This is a genomic window from Escherichia sp. E1V33 (assembly GCF_004211955.1).
GTDB lineage: Bacteria > Pseudomonadota > Gammaproteobacteria > Enterobacterales > Enterobacteriaceae > Escherichia.
In genome coordinates, this window is record NZ_RHJI01000012.1 from 93,993 (window position 1) to 112,545 (window position 18,553).

Below are 18,553 nucleotides of genomic sequence, written 5' to 3' on the forward strand. Positions count from 1 at the left end.
GGTTTATCCTTTGCGATGGCCGTAAACGCGCGGACGCGTGTAGTAATCGATCAGAGGAACCGTGATGTTAGCCAGCAGGACAGCAAAGGCCACGCCGTCAGGATAACCGCCGAAACTGCGGATCAGCCAGACTAATAAGCCCGCCAGCGCACCGAAAATCAGACGACCACGATTGGTGGTAGACGCGGTGACTGGATCGGTCAGAATAAAAAATGCGCCGAGCATGGTCGCGCCAGACAGCAGATGAATCTGCGGTGAAGCTAGTGTTTCTGGGGAAAACAACCAACCCAGCGTTGCGCACAGGGCCAGTGTCACTAAGAAACTGACGGGAATATGCCAACGAATCGCTTTCTGCCATAGCAGCCACACGCCACCAACCAGCCAGGCGAGGTTTACCCATTGCCAGCCAGCGCCCGCGAGAACACCACTGTAGATTGGATACTGCATAATCTGCTCAACCGAATGGCCAGCGCGTACAGATGTTTTGAACGTATCCAGCGGTGTCGCCTGGCTAATGCCATCGATACCTAAGCGAAGTGTGTTCATATCACCACCATTGGCGGTATGACCGCTGAAGATAACCTGTACAGCGTCAATGAATCCAGGAATGTTGACTGCAATTTCATGCGGCGGCAACCAGCTGGTCATCTGCACCGGGAAGGAGATCAGTAAGACCACATAACCAATCATTGCCGGGTTAAACGGATTTTGCCCCAGACCGCCATACAGCTGTTTAGCGATGATTACGGCAAACACAGTGCCGAGTACCACCATCCACCAAGGTGCGAGAGGCGGAATACTTACCGCCAGTAATAAGCCCGTTAGCAATGCTGAGTTATCTTTTAAGGTTGCAGCTACAGATTGCTTGCGCAGTTTGAGTACGAGGGCTTCGGCTAAGAGTGCACTGACCGAGGCCAACAGAATTTGAACAAGAGTACCCCAGCCAAAAAACCACAGTTGCGCAGCGATACCTGGGACGGTTGCAACCAGCACCAGCAGCATTATGCGCGATGTCTGGCGCTGGTTATGGGTATAAGGGGAGCTAGCTATTCTGAATACCATTTAGTCCTCGTTTACAACCTTTTGCGAAGCAGCTTTTTTTGCCTGAACCCGGGCGATAGCCGCGGCAACGGCAGCTTTGCGCGGGTCAACCTGTTCTTCTGGCTCTACGTTTGCCTGCTGCTGTTCCAGCTTGCGCGCTTTGGCACGGGCGATAGCCGCTTCGACGGCAGCTTTGCGCGGGTCGACCTGTTCTTCTGGTTCTGCGTTAGCCTGTTGCTGCTCCAGCTTGCGTGCTTTGGCACGGGCGATAGCCGCTTCGACGGCAGCTTTGCGCGGGTCGACCTGTTCTTCTGGTTCTACGTTTGCCTGCTGTTGTTCCAGCTTGCGCGCTTTGGCGCGGGCAATAGCGGCTTCGACGGCAGCCTTGCGCGGGTCGACCTGTTCTTTTGTTTCTGCGTTAGCAGGCTGCTGTTCCAACTTACGTGCTTTGGCACGGGCAATAGCGGCTTCAACGGCCGCTTTACGTGGATCGGCAACGGTTGCGGATTCGTTAGTCTTTTGCAATTCAGCCTGTTTCGCTCTGGCTTGCGCTTTACGCGCTTCCCGTGCCGCAATAATCGCACTGTTATCCGGGCGTTCGCCCGCTTTAATCACAATAGGTTGTGTAGCCTGGGTCTGTTTCTCTTTCACCCGCGCCAGAGCGGCAGCAATCGCATCTTTATCTTTGGCTGCAGGTTGGACGGCTGCGCTCTTATGTCGTTCAAGGCGAGCCGCTTTTTCGCGCTCCAGACGAGCCTGACGGGCTTCGAAACGCGCTTTAGCTTCCGCGGCGCGTTTCTCTTCCTGACGAATGGCGGCAATCTCAGCTTTTTCCTGACGGAAATATTGCACAAGAGGGATATTGCTTGGGCAAACCCACGCGCAGGCCCCGCATTCAATACAATCGGCAATGTTATGTGTGGTGGCTTTATCGTGCTGCTGGCCTTTGCTAAACCAGTACAATTGTTGCGGAAGAAGGTCTGCAGGGCAGGCATCAGCACAGGCGCTACAACGGATGCAGCTTTGTTCTTCCTGTGGTTCGCCAAGCTCATTGGCAGACGGTGCCAGTAAACAGTTGGTTATTTTGACGACCGGAACATCCAGCCACGGCAAGGTAAAGCCCATTAGTGGGCCGCCCATAATCACCATTTGATCGGCAGAAGGGCAGAATCCGGCATCGGCCAATAAATGACGGACCGGTGTACCCAGTCGTGCCCAGACGTTGCCTGGGCGTGCAATTGCTTCGCCAGTCAGCGTCACGACACGCTCAGTAATCGGCTCGCCATCAATAACGGCACGTTTCACGGCGTAAGCCGTGCCGACGTTTTGCATTAACACGCCGATATCTGATGAACGACCGCCGTGTGGAACCTGCTTTCCAGTCAGAATGTAGGTTAACTGTTTGGCGCCGCCAGAGGGATATTTGGTCGGAATAACTCGCAAAGAAATATCGTGGGAATCCGCCAACACCGCACGCAGCATGGAAATTGCCTGCGGCTTGTTATCTTCAATTCCGATCAGAATTTCGCGCGGCTGTAGAATATGCCCAAGAATGCGAATACCTTCCACGACCTGGGCGGCGCAATCCTGCATCAGGCGGTCATCGGCAGTAATATACGGCTCGCACTCTGCGGCATTGATGATCAACGTTTCGATTTTATCGCCGCCGCCCTGCAATTTAACGCCAGTAGGGAAGCCAGCCCCCCCCAGCCCGGCTACGCCAAACTGATGAATACGTTCAATTAACTCTTCCCGTGTGCGTGAGCGGTAATCGGACCAACCGTCACGCGGGATCCAGCAATCTTCGCCATCGGCATCAATAATTACGCTTAATTCAGCCAATGCCGATGGATGGGCAGTAGAGTGGGGCGCAATAGCCGTAACGGTACCAGACGTTGGTGCGTGAACTGGTAGCATTTTGCCGCGTCCACGGGTGAGCGGCTGCCCGCGTAGTACCTTATCACCAACGTTAACGCACAGCTCGCCTTCAGCGCCAATATGCTGTTTCAGCGGAATAACAAATCGCTGCGCCAGCGGAACCTGGCGCAGGGGAGTACCGTTGGACTGAGTTTTCATCTCCGGTGGATGAATGCCGCCATTGAAGTCCCAGATTTTATTTTTTTTGAAAACAGAGAATAACTTAAGCATGGTGTTCCACGGGAATGATGCGCACGGGAATGGTGTTCAGATCCCATTTCCAGCTGTCTGGCGTTTCTGCGACCGGTTGTAAGGAGATGCAATGCGTTGGGCATGGGTCTACACACAGATTACAACCTGTGCACAGATCGCTCATGACGGTATGCATTGCACGGGTAGCGCCGATGATGGCGTCAACCGGACACGCCTGAATACATTTAGTGCAGCCAATACAGTTATTTTCATCGATAACCGCTACCATACGCGCAGGCGTCAACTCTTGCGCTTCGCCATCCAGCGGCTGTGGCTCGACGTTGAGCAACTCGGCAATTTTCAGCATTACAGCTTCGCCACCAGGGGCGCAGCGGTTGATTTTTTCACCGTTGCAACTGATAGCCTCCGCATACGGGCGACAGCCAGGATAACCACACTGACCACACTGGCTCTGCGGTAAAATTTCGTCAATTTTCTCAACGACCGGATCGTCTTCCACCGCAAAACGGCGGGAGGCATAACCCAGAATGGCGCCAAACGCCAGGCCCAGCAGGCTTACGGCGGCAACGGCAATCCAGATAGCATTCATTACAACTTCACCAAACCACTAAAGCCCATAAAGGCCAGAGACATAAGACCTGCGGTAATCAGCGCAATGGCATTACCACGAAAAGGTGCCGGGACATCAGCCACAGCAAGGCGCTCGCGGATGGCTGCGAAAAGCACCATCACCAACGAGAAGCCGACAGCTGCGGAAAAACCGTACAGCGCCGACTGCAAGAAATTATGCCCGAGATTAATATTCAGCAACGCGACGCCAAGCACCGCACAGTTGGTGGTAATAAGCGGCAGAAAAATCCCCAGCAGACGATAAAGCACCGGGCTGGTTTTACGCACCACCATCTCGGTGAACTGCACCACTACAGCGATCACTAAAATAAACGCTAACGTGCGCAGGTAAATCAGATTGAGTGGAATCAAGATCCACGTGTCGATAAGCCAGGCGCAGATTGACGCCAGCGTCATCACAAATGTTGTTGCCAGCCCCATCCCCATTGCAGTTTCCAGCTTTTTGGAAACACCCATAAACGGACAGAGGCCCAGAAACTTAACCAGTACAAAGTTATTGACCAGTACAGTTCCGACAAACAGTAACAGGTAGTCAGTCATTTTTCGGCCTGAAATAAAAAAGCCGCCTATTATCCGTTAATCCAGAGCAGGCGACAACAGGTTAACTGTAAGGTTATTACGGATTCACAAACGTCGCTTTGACCCGCGACGAGCGTTTGAAATAGGGGACTATCAATGCGGTTGCCAGCAAAGTAAACAACAACTGGCGCACGGCTACGCCATCTTCAACGGGCGAAAAAGCGAAGGCTTTAACCGCCAGTAATACGGAGATCAGTAGCCAGATAATATAGTGTTTCGGAACACAACGCCGACGTTTAAAGAAAGCGATGGTCAACCACAAAGTGTAATACCACATGGCGATGGCGGTAATAAAAGAAACGCCCCATAAGATTTGCGTTGTAAGCGCTTTTTCGCCGAGCGTTTTAAATGTTTGAGGAGAAGATAACGCTGCGGTATACAGTAACAGCGCCAGCGTCGTACTCAATAGAGCGACTAACAGCCAGGCCAAAGGGCCAAGCAACCAGCCTCCAATACGTTGTGGCGTTGTGGTGGTCATAGGTTCTCCAGAATAGCGACAGCAAACAGGCAAATCTAATTTTAGGGGCGTTATTATAAGGCTTTTATAATCGATCGCTACTTTCTTTATTGAACATAGTGCCAGACGGACTTCGGTACCTGACCCAGGTCAAACAAACGCCCGCCAGACACCAGCTCTGCGCGACGGTGATCGGCGGCGCGATACATGTTGATAAGGTCCTGATCGTCCGTCAGTGTGTAATTAAGATGATCGTAGAGTTTTTCCAGGCTTTCGAGTGAACTGATTTTGCGAAATTTTAATAAGTAGTCCTGAACAGTCATAAAAGGCCCATAAAATAATTAATACCAAAGTGGTAGGTATTATATGTAATGATAAAACTTCACCAAAAGTGAACGCTTATGTAATAACAATAATAAGAATGCGCTGATGGTAAATATTCAGGGATGAAATACTGTCATGAAAAGAGTAACGCGCTTTACTATCCCAGCCAATCGCCAACAACACACTACAAGATAATAAATTCCTGGTTTAATACCCGACAAGTTAAAACATGCATCCGGACGGGCTGCATGTTGGTCTGCAAGTGCAGGTATTACTTATGTTGTACCGGTGCACTCTGTTCTGGCGGCTGGTAGTTGTCAATGTGACTCGCCACGCCAAGAAGAATGACTGAAACGACAAGAACGATCCAACCTGTTAATTCAATAAGACGATTCATTACTGCCCACATCTATGTTGAGTGATCCATTAACTTCAGGGGGTAAATGTTACTTAGCAATAATTGCTCCAGCAAGATTTTTGCTGAGCTTTTTGCGATGTTTATCTTTTGTCATTAGAAAATTCGCCATTTTTTTGACTTAAGTTAAATAACATCCCTTATTGCGGGCAGGTTATTAAACTGTTGAGAGAGGGTAAAGGATAGTGTCAAATAGCGATCGTACTTCTCTGAGAGGCAATGACATGAGCGACAACATCCGTGTTGGGTTGATTGGGTATGGTTATGCGAGCAAAACCTTCCATGCGCCCCTGATTGCGGGCACGCCCGGACTAGAACTGGCAGTAATTTCCAGCAGTGACGAAACAAAAGTCAAGGCCGACTGGCCAACAGTGACGGTTGTCTCTGAACCAAAGCATCTTTTTAATGATCCCAACATAGACTTGATTGTCATTCCCACACCAAACGATACCCATTTCCCGTTGGCCAGGGCGGCGCTTGAAGCAGGTAAACATGTGGTTGTCGACAAGCCTTTTACCGTGACACTGTCACAAGCTCGAGAACTGGATGCGTTGGCAAAAAGTCTGGGGCGCGTATTGTCAGTGTTTCATAATCGTCGCTGGGATAGCGATTTTCTGACACTAAAAGGTTTACTCGCGGAAGGCTCGCTGGGTGAAGTTGCGTACTTTGAGTCTCATTTCGACCGCTTCCGACTGCAGGTGCGCGATCGCTGGCGTGAACAGGGCGGCCCTGGCAGCGGTATCTGGTACGATTTGGCACCGCATCTGCTCGATCAAGCTATTACGCTTTTTGGCTTACCCGTCAGTATGACGGTGGATTTAGCACAGTTGCGCCCGGGTGCGCAGTCAACTGATTATTTCCACGCCATTTTGTCCTACCCACAGCGGCGGGTTATTTTACACGGCACCATGCTGGCGGCAGCTGAGTCAGCACGTTATATCGTGCATGGCTCCCGTGGCAGCTATGTTAAATATGGCCTCGATCCACAGGAAGAGCGGTTGAAAAATGGTGAGCGTCTGCCGCAGGAAGACTGGGGCTACGATATGCGTGACGGTGTTCTGACCCGCGTTGAAGGCGAGGAACGTGTTGAAGAAACGCTGTTGACCGTGCCGGGGAATTATCCGGCGTACTACGCGGCCATTCGCGATGCGTTGAATGGCGACGGTGAAAACCCGGTGCCAGCAAGTCAGGCCATTCAGGTGATGGAACTGATTGAGCTTGGCATCGAATCCGCCAAACATCGCTCGACTTTGTGCCTTGCGTGAAAAGGGGATGGTGCAATTAGCACCATCCATTTCTGTTACTTCGCGGCGACTTTTTCTCGCAGTGCGCGTTTTTCCTCTGCACTGAGGAAAGCCATTTCCAGACCATTAATCTGCGCCTGGCGGATTTGCTCGCGGGATAACCCAGCAGCCGGCGCGGCAACGGTATATTCGTGAATGATATCCACTCCCTGTACGCCGGGATCGTCAGTGTTAATGCTGGCGCGAATGCCATGCTCAAGGAACGTTTTCAGCGGATGTGCAGCCAGCTCTGCCACGGTGCTGGTCTGAATATTGGAGGTCAGACAGGATTCTATGCCAATTTGTTGCTCGGCGAGGAAATCCATCAGCGCCCGATCTTCAATGGCTTTTACGCCATGCCCAATGCGTTCAGCTCCCAGTTCACGAATGGCTTGCCAGATACTTTCTGGCCCGGCAGCTTCGCCTGCATGGACGGTAATATGCCAGCCCGCATCACGCGCGCGGTTGAAGTGAGAAAGGAACAGACTTCCTGGGAAACCAAGTTCATCACCGGCTAAATCAAGTGCGGTAATCTGGTCACGGTGGGCTAAAAAGGCCTCCAGCTCTTGCTGACAGGCGGCTTCGCCAAAGGTCCGGCTCATAATGCCGATAAGCTTCGCCTGCACACCAAAGGTGCGGCAACCTTCACGGACGCCATCAATAACGGCTTCGACAACACCCGCCACAGGCAGCTGATGTGCCATTGCCATGTAGCCTGGTGAAAAACGCAGCTCGACATAGTGCAGGCCGTTACGGGCAGCATCTTCAATGTTTTCAAATGCCACACGGCGGCAGGCATCAAGAGAGGCGAGAACTTTAACGCCCCAGTCAAGTTTAGTCAGAAAACTCACCAGATCGGGTTCATTGGCAATGACCTGAACGTGGGGGATTAGCGTTTCCAGGGATTGCGCAGGAAGCGAGATATTATACTGGCGGCCAAGTTCAAGGATGGTTTGGGGACGAATGTTGCCATCAAGGTGGCGATGGATATCAGTTAATGGCAGGGTGGTATCAATCATGGTCGCACTCTTTTTCTGGATATAAAAGTGCGCACCATTATAAAAACAAAGCAGGGTAAAAATCTACGATTGCGCAACGATTATTTACGTTGCGCAATCGCAATTAGCGTACAGCCCGGATGGCGTTAATTAATCCAGCGACACCTTTTTCTAGTTTCGAACGAGGGCATCCGGCATTGAGTCGAACAAAGCCACGGCCTTCTTCACCGTAGGTATATCCCGGCATGATTGCCACTTTTTCTTGTTCAATCAGGACTTTTTGCAACGCGTTGTCATCAATGTTCAACGGACGTAAATCGAGCCATGCGAGATAAGTGGATTGGGGGATTTGCCAGTTGAGTTCCGGGAACGCGGCGTTCATCGTATCTGCGATATACGTCAGGTTAGCCTTCAGATAGTCGCGTAAGGCATCAAGCCACGGTGCGCCTTGCTGATAGGCGGCGATATGAGCGGTTAACGCCAGTACCGAAGGGGAGGAAAGCCCATCACGGCCTTTCAGGGCCGATAAATACGCTTCCCGGCTGTCGTTATTTTCAATAATCCCGTAAGCCCCGGTCAGGGCCGGAATATTGAAACTTTTCGAACCAGAAGTCAGTAGCGCCCAGTCGCCGCGAGCTACATTGCTCCAGGGGATATGCGGTTGCTCACCCCATACCATATCCATATGGATTTCATCGGAGATAACGCGCACACCATAGCGTTCGCACAGGTCAGCCATTGTCTCCAGTTCATCGCAAGTCCAGACTTTACCGGTAGGATTTTGAGGGCTACACAGGAGCATAATTTTACACTCCGGTTTCGCCAACACGGCTTCCAGCTTGCCCATATCGCAAAACCAGCCGTCAGCCTGCTTCTCTAAAGCAACGGGCATTACTGTGCGCTGGTTACCTTCAATGGCTTTGTAAAATGCGTCGTAGGCCGGGGTGTGGATCACCACACCTTCACCGACAGCGGACCACTGACGAATCAGTTCCGAGACCATATAGATAACGGAAGGGCCATACACCACCGACTGCGTATCAATGGCGGTGTAATGCTGGGTAGAAAACCAGTGGGCAATAGCCGCAAGAAATTCATCGTTTTTCCAGCGGCTGTAGCCAAACACGCCGTGCATCAGACGCTGATTCAGCGCCTCGATAATGCAGGGGGCAGTGGCAAAATCCATGTCTGAAATCGTGAACGGTAACAGGTCAGCAGTGCCGAAACGGTCAGCGACATAATCCCACTGCGTACACCATGTGCCATGACGATCCACGACCTTCGAAAAATCGAACATATCTTATCCTTATGCCTGAACAGTACGCATCAGACCGTCCATTTCATCTTTTACTGACTGAACTTGCGGCCCGATAACAACCTGCAGGTTATGTTGATTAAGTTGTACTACGCCAATTGCCCGATTGTCCTTCAGTGCCTGCACATTAACAAGCGACATATCTTTCACAGACAAACGCAGACGGGTAATGCAGTTATCGAGGCTGACAATATTGTCGGCACCGCCTAAAGCTTCAAGGATTGCCGGAACGTTGTAACCTGATTTCCCCGGCGCACCGGCAACGGCTTTTTCGATTGAGCTGGCAATTTCGCTGTCGCGGCCCGGGGTTTTCAGATTGAAGCGGGTAATAGCGAAACGGAAGATGACGTAGTAAACAACAAACCAGATCGCCGCAACTACCGGCACCATGTACCACTTGGTTGACAGGCCATGCAGAATACCAAACACCACAAAGTCGATGATATTACCGTCAGTATTGCCAATAGTGACGCCAAGAACGGACATAACGGTGAAACCGAGGCCGGTTAACAGCGCGTGGATCACATACAGGACCGGCGCAACAAACAGGAACAGGAACTCCAGCGGTTCGGTCGTGCCGCCAACGACACAGGCGATCAGGCCAGAAATCAGCAGTCCCTTAATTTTATGGCGATTTTCCGGGCGAGCACAGTGATACATGGCTAACGCGGCACCTGGCAGACCTCCGAGGAATGCAGGCATTTTGCCCTGCGAGAGGAAACGTGTAGCGCTTTCAGAGAAACCGTGAGTGGTCGGGCAGCTTAACTGCGCCTGGAAGATAGTGAGTGCGCCGCTTACGGTTTGACCGCAGACTTCCTGCGTGCCGCCCGCGTCGGTAAAGCGAATTAACGCCACCAGAATGTGATGCAGACCAAACGGCAACAGCAGACGTTCACCAGTACCAAACAGCATCGGTCCGAAATCGCCCGCACTGTTGATCATATGGCCTAATCCACTAATACCCATGGCGAAAATCGGCCAGACTAATGGAATCACCAGACCGACAAGACCCATCACCAGCGAGGAGATGATTGGTACGAAGCGCGTACCACCGAAAAACGCCAGCGCATCCGGCAGGCGGATATTATGGAAACGCTCATGCAGCATCCAGACGATAATACCGGCGATCACCGCACCGAGGATCCCGGTGTCGATCGACTGGATCCCAAGAATGCTCTGGATGTTATTCGCTTTCAGCACGGCGGCATCGGTGGTTGGCAGAATCCCTTTATTGGTCAACCAAAAATTCACCGCCAGGTTCATCACTGCGTAACCGACGAAGCCAGCGAATGCCGCTACGCCTTTGTTTTCTCGTGCCAGACCCAGCGGGATGGCGATACAGAACATGACTGGCAGGAAACTAAAAGCAAACGAGCCAATCTTACTCATCCAGATAAAGATAGCCTGCAACACGGGGTTGCCCAGGACCGGGATTAGGGTGATGACATCGTGGCTACTAAGGGAACTACCAATGCCGAGCATAATGCCGCAGAACGACAATAATGCCACGGGTAACATGAAGGTTTTGCCTAACTGCTGGAAGAACTCCCACAGCGTGACTTTCGGTGCTGTTTTCGCCGTCATAAAACGACTCCTCGTAGAGAACAATCTGGATTCAGTAAATTGCGCGAGAAGATAAAACGTTTTATCAAATTTTAGTGAGGCATAAATCACATTACGCAACGATAATAGCGGGTATAAGATAAATAAAAGGTAAAACGTTTTATCTGTCACATAATCAGGGAGTAGGTCATCTGCATGGCTACCGCCAAAAAAATAACCATTCATGATGTTGCGCTGGCTGCGGGCGTGTCGGTAAGTACCGTTTCGCTGGTGCTTAGTGGCAAAGGGCGAATCTCTACCGCCACAGGAGAACGCGTTAACGCCGCCATTGAAGAGCTGGGATTTGTGCGCAATCGCCAGGCGTCGGCGCTGCGCGGCGGGCAAAGCGGCGTCATTGGTTTGATCGTCCGTGATTTATCTGCGCCGTTTTACGCCGAATTGACGGCCGGATTGACGGAAGCTCTGGAAGCGCAGGGACGGATGGTTTTTTTGCTTCACGGCGGTAAAGACGGCGAGCAGCTGGCACAGCGGTTTTCACTGTTACTGAATCAGGGTGTCGATGGTGTGGTAATTGCCGGGGCTGCAGGAAGCAGCGATGACCTGCGACGAATGGCAGAAGAAAAAGCTATCCCGGTGATTTTCGCTTCCCGTGCCAGTTATCTTGATGATGTTGATACGGTTCGCCCGGACAACATGCAGGCTGCACAGTTGTTGACGGAGCATCTCATTCGCAATGGGCATCAGCGGATCGCCTGGCTGGGAGGGCAAAGTTCCTCATTAACCCGTGCAGAACGGGTGGGGGGCTATTGTGCAACTCTACTAAAATTTGGCCTGCCGTTTCACAGCGATTGGGTGTTGGAGTGCACTTCCAGCCAGAAGCAAGCCGCGGAAGCTATCACGGCGCTTTTACGTCATAACCCGACCATCAGTGCCGTGGTTTGCTATAACGAAACTATTGCGATGGGGGCATGGTTTGGTTTGCTGAAAGCAGGGCGGCAAAGCGGGGAAAGCGGAGTCGATCGTTACTTTGAGCAACAGGTTTCGCTGGCGGCATTTACCGATGCGACACCAACCACACTTGATGATATACCCGTTACCTGGGCCAGCACGCCAGCGCGGGAACTTGGTATCACACTTGCGGATCGCATGATGCAAAAAATCACCCATGAAGAGACGCATTCACGCAATCTTATTATTCCCGCCCGGCTCATTGCGGCGAAATAATCCTCTCTTTATCTGCTATACCTGGTAGTGTCCTTTCCTCAAGGTTAATGATAAAAAATGTGGCACACAGGCGGTGCCTTTTATTTTTACTGAAGTTCACAGGAGGTTTATGTGTTTAATTCTGACAACCTGAGACTCGACGGAAAATGCGCCATCATCACAGGTGCGGGTGCAGGTATTGGTAAAGAAATCGCCATTACATTCGCGACAGCTGGCGCATCTGTGGTGGTCAGTGATATTAACGCCGACGCAGCTAACCATGTTGTAGATGAAATTCAACAACTGGGTGGTCAGGCATTTGCCTGGCGTTGTGATATTACTTCCGAACAGGAACTCTCTGCACTGGCAGACTTTGCCGTCAGTAAGCTGGGTAAAGTTGATATCCTGGTTAACAACGCCGGTGGCGGTGGACCTAAACCGTTTGATATGCCAATGGCGGATTTTCGCCGTGCTTATGAACTGAATGTGTTTTCTTTTTTCCATCTGTCACAACTTGTTGCGCCAGAAATGGAAAAAAATGGCGGTGGCGTTATTCTGACCATCACTTCTATGGCGGCAGAAAATAAAAATATAAACATGACTTCCTATGCATCATCTAAAGCTGCGGCCAGTCATCTGGTCAGAAATATGGCGTTTGACCTGGGTGAAAAAAATATTCGGGTAAATGGCATTGCGCCGGGGGCAATATTAACCGATGCCCTGAAATCCGTTATTACACCAGAAATTGAACAAAAAATGTTACAGCACACGCCGATCAGACGTCTGGGCCAACCGCAAGATATTGCTAACGCAGCTCTGTTCCTTTGCTCGCCTGCAGCCAGCTGGGTAAGCGGACAAATTCTCACCGTCTCCGGTGGTGGGGTACAGGAGCTCAATTAATACACTAACGAACCGGTAAACAGCCGTATGTGTTGTTTACCGGGATAGCGTGTGCAATTCATCAACGTCTCTGCTAAACAACTGGCAGCCAAATCACGGCTATTGGTTAACCAATAGCTGGATGAAAAGCATACGAATAGAGTGTGCCTTCGCACTATTCAACAGCAATGATAGGCGCTCACCTGACAACGCGGTAAACTAGTTATTCACGCTAACTATAATGGTTTAATGATGGATAACATGCAGACTGAAGCACAACCGACACGGACCCGGATCCTCAATGCTGCCAGAGAGATTTTTTCAGAAAATGGATTTCACAGTGCCTCGATGAAAGCCATCTGTAAATCCTGCGCCATTAGTCCCGGGACGCTCTATCACCATTTCATCTCCAAAGAAGCCTTGATTCAGGCGATTATCTTACAGGACCAGGAGAGGGCGCTGGCTCGTTTCCGGGAACCGATTGAAGGGATTCATTTTGTTGACTATATGGTCGAGTCTATTGTCTCTCTCACCCATGAAGCCTTTGGGCAACGGGCGCTGGTGGTCGAAATTATGGCGGAAGGGATGCGTAACCCACAGGTCGCCGCCATGCTTAAAAATAAGCATATGACGATCACTGAATTTGTTGCTCAGCGGATGCGTGATGCCCAGCAAAAAGGCGAGATAAGCCCAGACATCAACACGGCAATGACTTCACGTTTACTGCTGGATCTGACCTACGGTGTACTGGCCGATATCGAAGCGGAAGACCTGGCGCGTGAAGCGTCGTTTGCTCAGGGATTACGCGCGATGATTGGCGGTATCTTAACCGCATCCTGATTCTCTCTCTCTTTCCGCGGGCTGGTGACAACTGAACCCGCGTTTCATACTTTAATTTCCCTGTACAAAATACAATCTCGCCGGAGCGGGGAATTCCTCCCTAAAATATTCACCGTAGCCATATGTCATGAGAGTTTATCGTTCCCAATATGCTCGAACGAACGTTCGGTTGCTTATTTTATGGCTTCTGTCAACGCCGTTTTAAAGATTAATGCGATCTATATCACGCTGTGGGTATTGCAGTTTTTGGTTTTTTGATCGCGGTGTCAGTTCTTTTTATTTCCATTTCTCTTCCATGGGTTTCTCACAGATAACTGTGTGCAACACAGAATTGGTTAACTAATCAGATTAAAGGTTGACCAGTATTTTTATCTTAATGAGGAGTCCCTTATGTTACGTCCTGTAGAAACCCCAACCCGTGAAATCAAAAAACTCGACGGCCTGTGGGCATTCAGTCTGGATCGCGAAAACTGTGGAATTGATCAGCGTTGGTGGGAAAGCGCGTTACAAGAAAGCCGGGCAATTGCTGTGCCAGGCAGTTTTAACGATCAGTTCGCCGATGCAGATATTCGTAATTATGTGGGCAACGTCTGGTATCAGCGCGAAGTCTTTATACCGAAAGGTTGGGCAGGCCAGCGTATCGTGCTGCGTTTCGATGCGGTCACTCATTACGGCAAAGTGTGGGTAAATAATCAGGAGGTGATGGAGCATCAGGGCGGCTATACGCCATTTGAAGCTGATGTCACGCCGTATGTTATTGCCGGGAAAAGTGTACGTATCACCGTTTGTGTGAACAACGAACTGAACTGGCAGACTATCCCGCCGGGAATGGTGATTACCGACGAAAACGGCAAGAAAAAGCAGTCTTACTTCCATGATTTCTTTAACTATGCCGGGATACATCGCAGCGTAATGCTCTACACCACGCCGAACACCTGGGTGGACGATATCACCGTGGTGACGCATGTTGCGCAAGACTGTAACCACGCGTCTGTTGACTGGCAGGTGGTGGCAAATGGTGATGTCAGTGTTGAACTGCGTGATGCGGATCAACAGGTGGTTGCAACTGGACAAGGCTCCAGCGGGACTTTGCAAGTGGTGAATCCGCATCTCTGGCAACCGGGTGAAGGTTATCTCTATGAACTGTGCGTCACAGCCAAAAGCCAGACAGAGTGTGATATCTACCCGCTGCGCGTCGGCATCCGGTCAGTGGCAGTGAAGGGCGAACAGTTCCTGATCAACCACAAACCGTTCTACTTTACTGGCTTTGGCCGTCATGAAGATGCGGATTTACGCGGCAAAGGATTCGATAACGTGCTGATGGTGCACGATCACGCATTAATGGACTGGATTGGGGCCAACTCCTACCGTACCTCGCATTACCCTTATGCCGAAGAGATGCTCGACTGGGCAGATGAACATGGCATCGTGGTGATTGATGAAACTGCTGCTGTCGGCTTTAACCTCTCTTTAGGTATTGGTTTCGAAGCGGGCAACAAGCCGAAAGAACTGTACAGCGAAGAGGCAGTCAACGGGGAAACTCAGCAGGCGCACTTACAGGCGATTAAAGAGCTGATAGCGCGTGACAAAAACCACCCAAGCGTGGTGATGTGGAGTATTGCCAACGAACCGGATACCCGTCCGCAAGGTGCACGGGAATATTTCGCGCCACTGGCGGAAGCAACGCGTAAACTCGATCCGACGCGTCCGATCACCTGCGTCAATGTAATGTTCTGCGACGCTCACACCGATACCATCAGCGATCTCTTTGATGTGCTGTGCCTGAACCGTTATTACGGTTGGTATGTCCAAAGCGGCGATTTGGAAACGGCAGAGAAGGTACTGGAAAAAGAACTTCTGGCCTGGCAGGAGAAACTGCATCAGCCGATTATCATCACCGAATACGGCGTGGATACGTTAGCCGGGCTGCACTCAATGTACACCGACATGTGGAGTGAAGAGTATCAGTGTGCATGGCTGGATATGTATCACCGCGTCTTTGATCGCGTCAGCGCCGTCGTCGGTGAACAGGTATGGAATTTCGCCGATTTTGCGACCTCGCAAGGCATATTGCGCGTTGGCGGTAACAAGAAAGGGATCTTCACCCGCGACCGCAAACCGAAGTCGGCGGCTTTTCTGCTGCAAAAACGCTGGACCGGGATGAACTTCGGTGAAAAACCGCAGCAGGGAGGCAAACAATGAATCAACAACTCTCCTGGCGCACCATCGTCGGCTACAGCCTCGGTGACGTCGCCAATAACTTCGCCTTCGCAATGGGGGCGCTCTTCCTGTTGAGTTACTACACCGACGTCGCTGGCGTCGGTGCCGCTGCGGCAGGCACCATGCTGTTACTGGTGCGGGTATTCGATGCCTTCGCCGACGTCTTTGCCGGACGAGTGGTGGACAGTGTGAATACCCGCTGGGGAAAATTCCGCCCGTTTTTACTCTTCGGTACTGCGCCGTTAATGATCTTCAGCGTGCTGGTATTCTGGGTACCGACCGACTGGAGCCATAGCAGCAAAGTAGTGTATGCATATTTGACCTACATGGGCCTCGGGCTTTGCTACAGCCTGGTGAATATTCCTTATGGTTCACTTGCTACCGCGATGACCCAACAACCACAATCCCGCGCCCGTCTGGGCGCGGCTCGCGGGATTGCCGCTTCATTAACCTTTGTCTGCCTGGCATTTCTGATAGGACCGAGCATTAAGAACTCCAGCCCGGAAGAGATGGTGTCGGTATACCATTTCTGGACGATTGTGCTGGCGATTGCCGGAATGGTGCTTTACTTCATCTGCTTCAAATCGACGCGTGAGAATGTGGTACGTATCGTTGCGCAGCCGTCATTGAAGATCAGTCTGCAAACCCTGAAACGGAATCGCCCGCTGTTTATGTTGTGCATCGGTGCGCTGTGTGTGCTGATTTCGACCTTCGCGGTCAGCGCCTCGTCGCTGTTCTACGTGCGCTATGTATTAAATGATACCGGGCTGTTCACTGTGCTGGTACTGGTGCAAAACCTGGTTGGTACTGTGGCATCGGCACCGCTGGTGCCGGGGATGGTCGCGAGGATCGGTAAAAAGAATACCTTCCTGATTGGCGCTTTGCTGGGAACCTGCGGTTATCTGCTTTTCTTCTGGGTTTCCGTCTGGTCACTGCCGGTGGCGTTGGTTGCGTTGGCCATCGCTTCAATTGGTCAGGGCGTTACTATGACTGTGATGTGGGCACTGGAAGCTGATACCGTAGAATACGGTGAATACCTGACCGGCGTGCGAATTGAAGGGCTCACCTATTCACTATTCTCATTTACCCGTAAATGCGGTCAGGCAATCGGAGGTTCAATTCCTGCCTTTATTTTGGGGTTAAGCGGATATATCGCCAATCAGGTGCAAACGCCGGAAGTTATTATGGGCATCCGCACATCAATTGCCTTAGTACCTTGCGGATTTATGCTACTGGCATTCGTTATTATCTGGTTTTATCCGCTCACGGATAAAAAATTCAAAGAAATCGTGGTTGAAATTGATAATCGTAAAAAAGTGCAGCAGCAATTAATCAGCGATATCACTAATTAATATTCAATAAAAATAATCAGAACATCAAAGGTGCAACTATGAGAAAAATAGTGGCCATGGCCGTTATTTGCCTGACGGCTGCCTCTGGCCTTACCTCTGCTTACGCGGGGCAACTGGCTGACGATGAAGCGGGACTACGCATCAGACTGAAAAACGAATTGCGCAGGGCTGATAAGCCCAGTGCTGGCGCGGGAAGAGATATTTACGCATGGGTACAGGGAGGATTGCTCGATTTCAATAGTGGTTATTATTCCAATATTATTGGCGTTGAAGGCGGAGCGTATTATGTTTATAAATTAGGTGCTCGTGCTGATATGAGTACCCGGTGGTATCTTGATGGTGATAAAAGTTTTGGCTTTGCCCTGGGGGCAGTAAAAATAAAACCCAGTGAAAATAGCCTGCTTAAATTAGGTCGCTTCGGGACGGATTATAGTTATGGTAGCTTACCTTATCGTATTCCGTTAATGGCTGGCAGTTCGCAACGTACATTACCGACAGTTTCTGAAGGAGCATTAGGTTATTGGGCTTTAACGCCAAATATTGATCTGTGGGGAATGTGGCGTTCACGAGTATTTTTATGGACTGATTCAACAACCGGTATTCGTGATGAAGGGGTGTATAACAGCCAGACGGGAAAATACGATAAACATCGCGCACGTTCTTTTTTAGCCGCCAGTTGGCATGATGATACCAGTCGCTATTCTCTGGGGGCATCGGTACAGAAAGATGTTTCCAATCAGATACAAAGTATTCTCGAGAAAAGTATACCGCTCGACCCGAATTATACGTTGAAAGGGGAGTTGCTCGGCTTTTACGCGCAACTCGAAGGTTTAAGTCGTAATACCAGCCAGCCCAATGAAACGGCGTTGGTTAGTGGACAATTAACCTGGAATGCGCCGTGGGGAAGCGTATTTGGCAGTGGTGGTTATTTGCGCCATGCAATGAATGGTGCCGTGGTGGATACCGACATTGGCTATCCCTTTTCATTAAGTCTTGATCGTAACCGTGAAGGAATGCAGTCCTGGCAATTGGGCGTCAACTATCGTTTAACGCCGCAATTTACACTGACATTTGCACCGATTGTGACTCGCGGCTATGAATCCAGTAAACGAGATGTGCGGATTGAAGGCACGGGTATCTTAGGTGGTATGAACTATCGGGTCAGCGAAGGGCCGTTACAAGGGATGAATTTATTTCTTGCTGCCGATAAAGGGCGGGAAAAGCGCGATGGCAGTGCGCTGGGCGATCGCCTGAATTACTGGGATGTGAAAATGAGTATTCAGTATGACTTTATGCTGAAGTAAGAAATAACGCCGGAGAGAAA

Annotated in this window: 17 protein-coding genes; 7 read left to right on the forward strand and 10 right to left on the reverse strand. The window is 50.7% G+C overall.

Annotated elements, in window-relative coordinates; translation table 11 throughout:
* Positions 1 to 3: 3 nt before the first annotated feature.
* From rsxD to blr, 7 genes are all read right to left on the reverse strand, one after another.
* Entirely contained in the window at positions 4 to 1,062 is a 1,059-nt protein-coding gene (gene rsxD, locus D9742_RS12945) for an electron transport complex subunit RsxD (RefSeq protein WP_130237157.1), read from the reverse strand.
* Positions 1,063 to 3,189, reverse strand: a complete 2,127-nt coding sequence (gene rsxC, locus D9742_RS12950; protein WP_130237158.1) for an electron transport complex subunit RsxC — start codon at positions 3,187 to 3,189, stop codon at positions 1,063 to 1,065. It lies immediately after the preceding gene.
* The gene (rsxB, locus tag D9742_RS12955) at positions 3,182 to 3,760 is read right to left on the reverse strand and encodes an electron transport complex subunit RsxB (RefSeq protein WP_130237159.1); all 579 of its coding nucleotides are present in this window, start codon (positions 3,758 to 3,760) and stop codon (positions 3,182 to 3,184) included. Before rsxB ends, rsxC begins: the two co-directional genes overlap by 8 nt.
* A complete protein-coding gene (gene rsxA, locus D9742_RS12960) occupies positions 3,760 to 4,341 on the reverse strand; it encodes an electron transport complex subunit RsxA (RefSeq protein WP_000133193.1) in 582 nt (193 codons plus the stop codon). Before rsxA ends, rsxB begins: the two co-directional genes overlap by 1 nt.
* 76 nt (positions 4,342 to 4,417) lie before the next feature.
* Complete coding sequence (locus tag D9742_RS12965; protein WP_130237160.1) at positions 4,418 to 4,858, reverse strand: DUF2569 domain-containing protein; 441 nt, start codon at positions 4,856 to 4,858, stop codon at positions 4,418 to 4,420.
* Positions 4,859 to 4,944: 86 nt separating this feature from the next.
* Positions 4,945 to 5,160, reverse strand: a complete 216-nt coding sequence (ydgT, locus tag D9742_RS12970; protein ID WP_064530017.1) for a transcription modulator YdgT — start codon at positions 5,158 to 5,160, stop codon at positions 4,945 to 4,947.
* Between the two features lie 272 nt (positions 5,161 to 5,432).
* A complete protein-coding gene (gene blr, locus D9742_RS12975; protein ID WP_096853007.1) occupies positions 5,433 to 5,558 on the reverse strand; it encodes a division septum protein Blr in 126 nt (41 codons plus the stop codon).
* A 242-nt stretch (positions 5,559 to 5,800) separates the two neighbouring features.
* Between blr and D9742_RS12980 the strand changes: the two genes are divergently transcribed.
* Complete coding sequence (locus D9742_RS12980) at positions 5,801 to 6,841, forward strand: oxidoreductase (RefSeq protein ID WP_130237161.1); 1,041 nt, start codon at positions 5,801 to 5,803, stop codon at positions 6,839 to 6,841.
* A 35-nt stretch (positions 6,842 to 6,876) separates the two neighbouring features.
* Here D9742_RS12980 and add read toward each other — a convergent pair whose 3' ends face one another.
* The 3 genes from add to malX form a co-directional block, all read right to left on the reverse strand.
* Positions 6,877 to 7,878 carry an adenosine deaminase gene (add, locus tag D9742_RS12985; protein ID WP_000567513.1) on the reverse strand — a complete coding sequence of 334 codons (1,002 nt, stop codon included), beginning with the start codon at positions 7,876 to 7,878 and terminating at the stop codon, positions 6,877 to 6,879.
* 103 nt (positions 7,879 to 7,981) lie between these two features.
* On the reverse strand, positions 7,982 to 9,154 hold the full coding sequence (malY, locus tag D9742_RS12990) for a bifunctional maltose regulon transcriptional repressor/cystathionine beta-lyase MalY (RefSeq protein ID WP_130237162.1): 1,173 nt from the start codon (positions 9,152 to 9,154) through the stop codon (positions 7,982 to 7,984).
* A 9-nt stretch (positions 9,155 to 9,163) separates the two neighbouring features.
* Positions 9,164 to 10,756: a PTS maltose transporter subunit IICB gene (gene malX, locus D9742_RS12995; protein ID WP_130237163.1), complete on the reverse strand. Its 1,593-nt coding sequence runs from the start codon at positions 10,754 to 10,756 to the stop codon at positions 9,164 to 9,166.
* Positions 10,757 to 10,930: 174 nt separating this feature from the next.
* Here malX and malI point away from each other — a divergent pair, with 174 nt between their 5' ends.
* The 6 genes from malI to uidC all read left to right on the forward strand — a co-directional run bounded on the left by malI (position 10,931) and on the right by uidC (position 18,533).
* Positions 10,931 to 11,959 (forward strand): mal regulon transcriptional regulator MalI, encoded by a 1,029-nt coding sequence (gene malI, locus D9742_RS13000; RefSeq protein WP_000179510.1) that lies wholly within the window; start codon positions 10,931 to 10,933, stop codon positions 11,957 to 11,959.
* Between the two features lie 111 nt (positions 11,960 to 12,070).
* Positions 12,071 to 12,838: a 7-alpha-hydroxysteroid dehydrogenase gene (gene hdhA / locus D9742_RS13005; RefSeq protein ID WP_000483371.1), complete on the forward strand. Its 768-nt coding sequence runs from the start codon at positions 12,071 to 12,073 to the stop codon at positions 12,836 to 12,838.
* 228 nt (positions 12,839 to 13,066) lie between these two features.
* Positions 13,067 to 13,657, forward strand: coding sequence for a DNA-binding transcriptional regulator UidR (uidR, locus tag D9742_RS13010; protein ID WP_000969092.1), 591 nt, complete (start codon positions 13,067 to 13,069; stop codon positions 13,655 to 13,657).
* A gap of 390 nt (positions 13,658 to 14,047) precedes the next feature.
* The gene (uidA, locus tag D9742_RS13015; RefSeq protein ID WP_047668943.1) at positions 14,048 to 15,859 is read left to right on the forward strand and encodes a beta-glucuronidase; all 1,812 of its coding nucleotides are present in this window, start codon (positions 14,048 to 14,050) and stop codon (positions 15,857 to 15,859) included.
* On the forward strand, positions 15,856 to 17,229 hold the full coding sequence (gene uidB, locus D9742_RS13020) for a glucuronide transporter (RefSeq protein ID WP_001075893.1): 1,374 nt from the start codon (positions 15,856 to 15,858) through the stop codon (positions 17,227 to 17,229). Before uidA ends, uidB begins: the two co-directional genes overlap by 4 nt.
* Positions 17,230 to 17,267: 38 nt before the next feature.
* On the forward strand, positions 17,268 to 18,533 hold the full coding sequence (gene uidC, locus D9742_RS13025) for a glucuronide uptake porin UidC (RefSeq protein WP_130237164.1): 1,266 nt from the start codon (positions 17,268 to 17,270) through the stop codon (positions 18,531 to 18,533).
* Positions 18,534 to 18,553 lie beyond the last annotated feature (20 nt).

Excerpts from the sequence above, each read along its gene's own strand:
- ydgT (WP_064530017.1), bottom strand. The coding sequence starts at position 5,160 with ATGACTGTTCAGGACTACTTATTAAAATTTCGCAAAATCAGTTCACTC.
- rsxC (WP_130237158.1), bottom strand. The coding sequence starts at position 3,189 with ATGCTTAAGTTATTCTCTGTTTTCAAAAAAAATAAAATCTGGGACTTC.
- D9742_RS12965 (WP_130237160.1), bottom strand. The coding sequence starts at position 4,858 with ATGACCACCACAACGCCACAACGTATTGGAGGCTGGTTGCTTGGCCCT.
- add (WP_000567513.1), bottom strand. The coding sequence starts at position 7,878 with ATGATTGATACCACCCTGCCATTAACTGATATCCATCGCCACCTTGAT.
- uidB (WP_001075893.1), top strand. The coding sequence starts at position 15,856 with ATGAATCAACAACTCTCCTGGCGCACCATCGTCGGCTACAGCCTCGGT.
- rsxB (WP_130237159.1), bottom strand. The coding sequence starts at position 3,760 with ATGAATGCTATCTGGATTGCCGTTGCCGCCGTAAGCCTGCTGGGCCTG.
- uidC (WP_130237164.1), top strand. The coding sequence starts at position 17,268 with ATGAGAAAAATAGTGGCCATGGCCGTTATTTGCCTGACGGCTGCCTCT.
- malI (WP_000179510.1), top strand. The coding sequence starts at position 10,931 with ATGGCTACCGCCAAAAAAATAACCATTCATGATGTTGCGCTGGCTGCG.
- rsxA (WP_000133193.1), bottom strand. The coding sequence starts at position 4,341 with ATGACTGACTACCTGTTACTGTTTGTCGGAACTGTACTGGTCAATAAC.
- uidA (WP_047668943.1), top strand. The coding sequence starts at position 14,048 with ATGTTACGTCCTGTAGAAACCCCAACCCGTGAAATCAAAAAACTCGAC.
- malY (WP_130237162.1), bottom strand. The coding sequence starts at position 9,154 with ATGTTCGATTTTTCGAAGGTCGTGGATCGTCATGGCACATGGTGTACG.
- blr (WP_096853007.1), bottom strand. The coding sequence starts at position 5,558 with ATGAATCGTCTTATTGAATTAACAGGTTGGATCGTTCTTGTCGTTTCA.
- uidR (WP_000969092.1), top strand. The coding sequence starts at position 13,067 with ATGATGGATAACATGCAGACTGAAGCACAACCGACACGGACCCGGATC.
- rsxD (WP_130237157.1), bottom strand. The coding sequence starts at position 1,062 with ATGGTATTCAGAATAGCTAGCTCCCCTTATACCCATAACCAGCGCCAG.
- D9742_RS12980 (WP_130237161.1), top strand. The coding sequence starts at position 5,801 with ATGAGCGACAACATCCGTGTTGGGTTGATTGGGTATGGTTATGCGAGC.
- malX (WP_130237163.1), bottom strand. The coding sequence starts at position 10,756 with ATGACGGCGAAAACAGCACCGAAAGTCACGCTGTGGGAGTTCTTCCAG.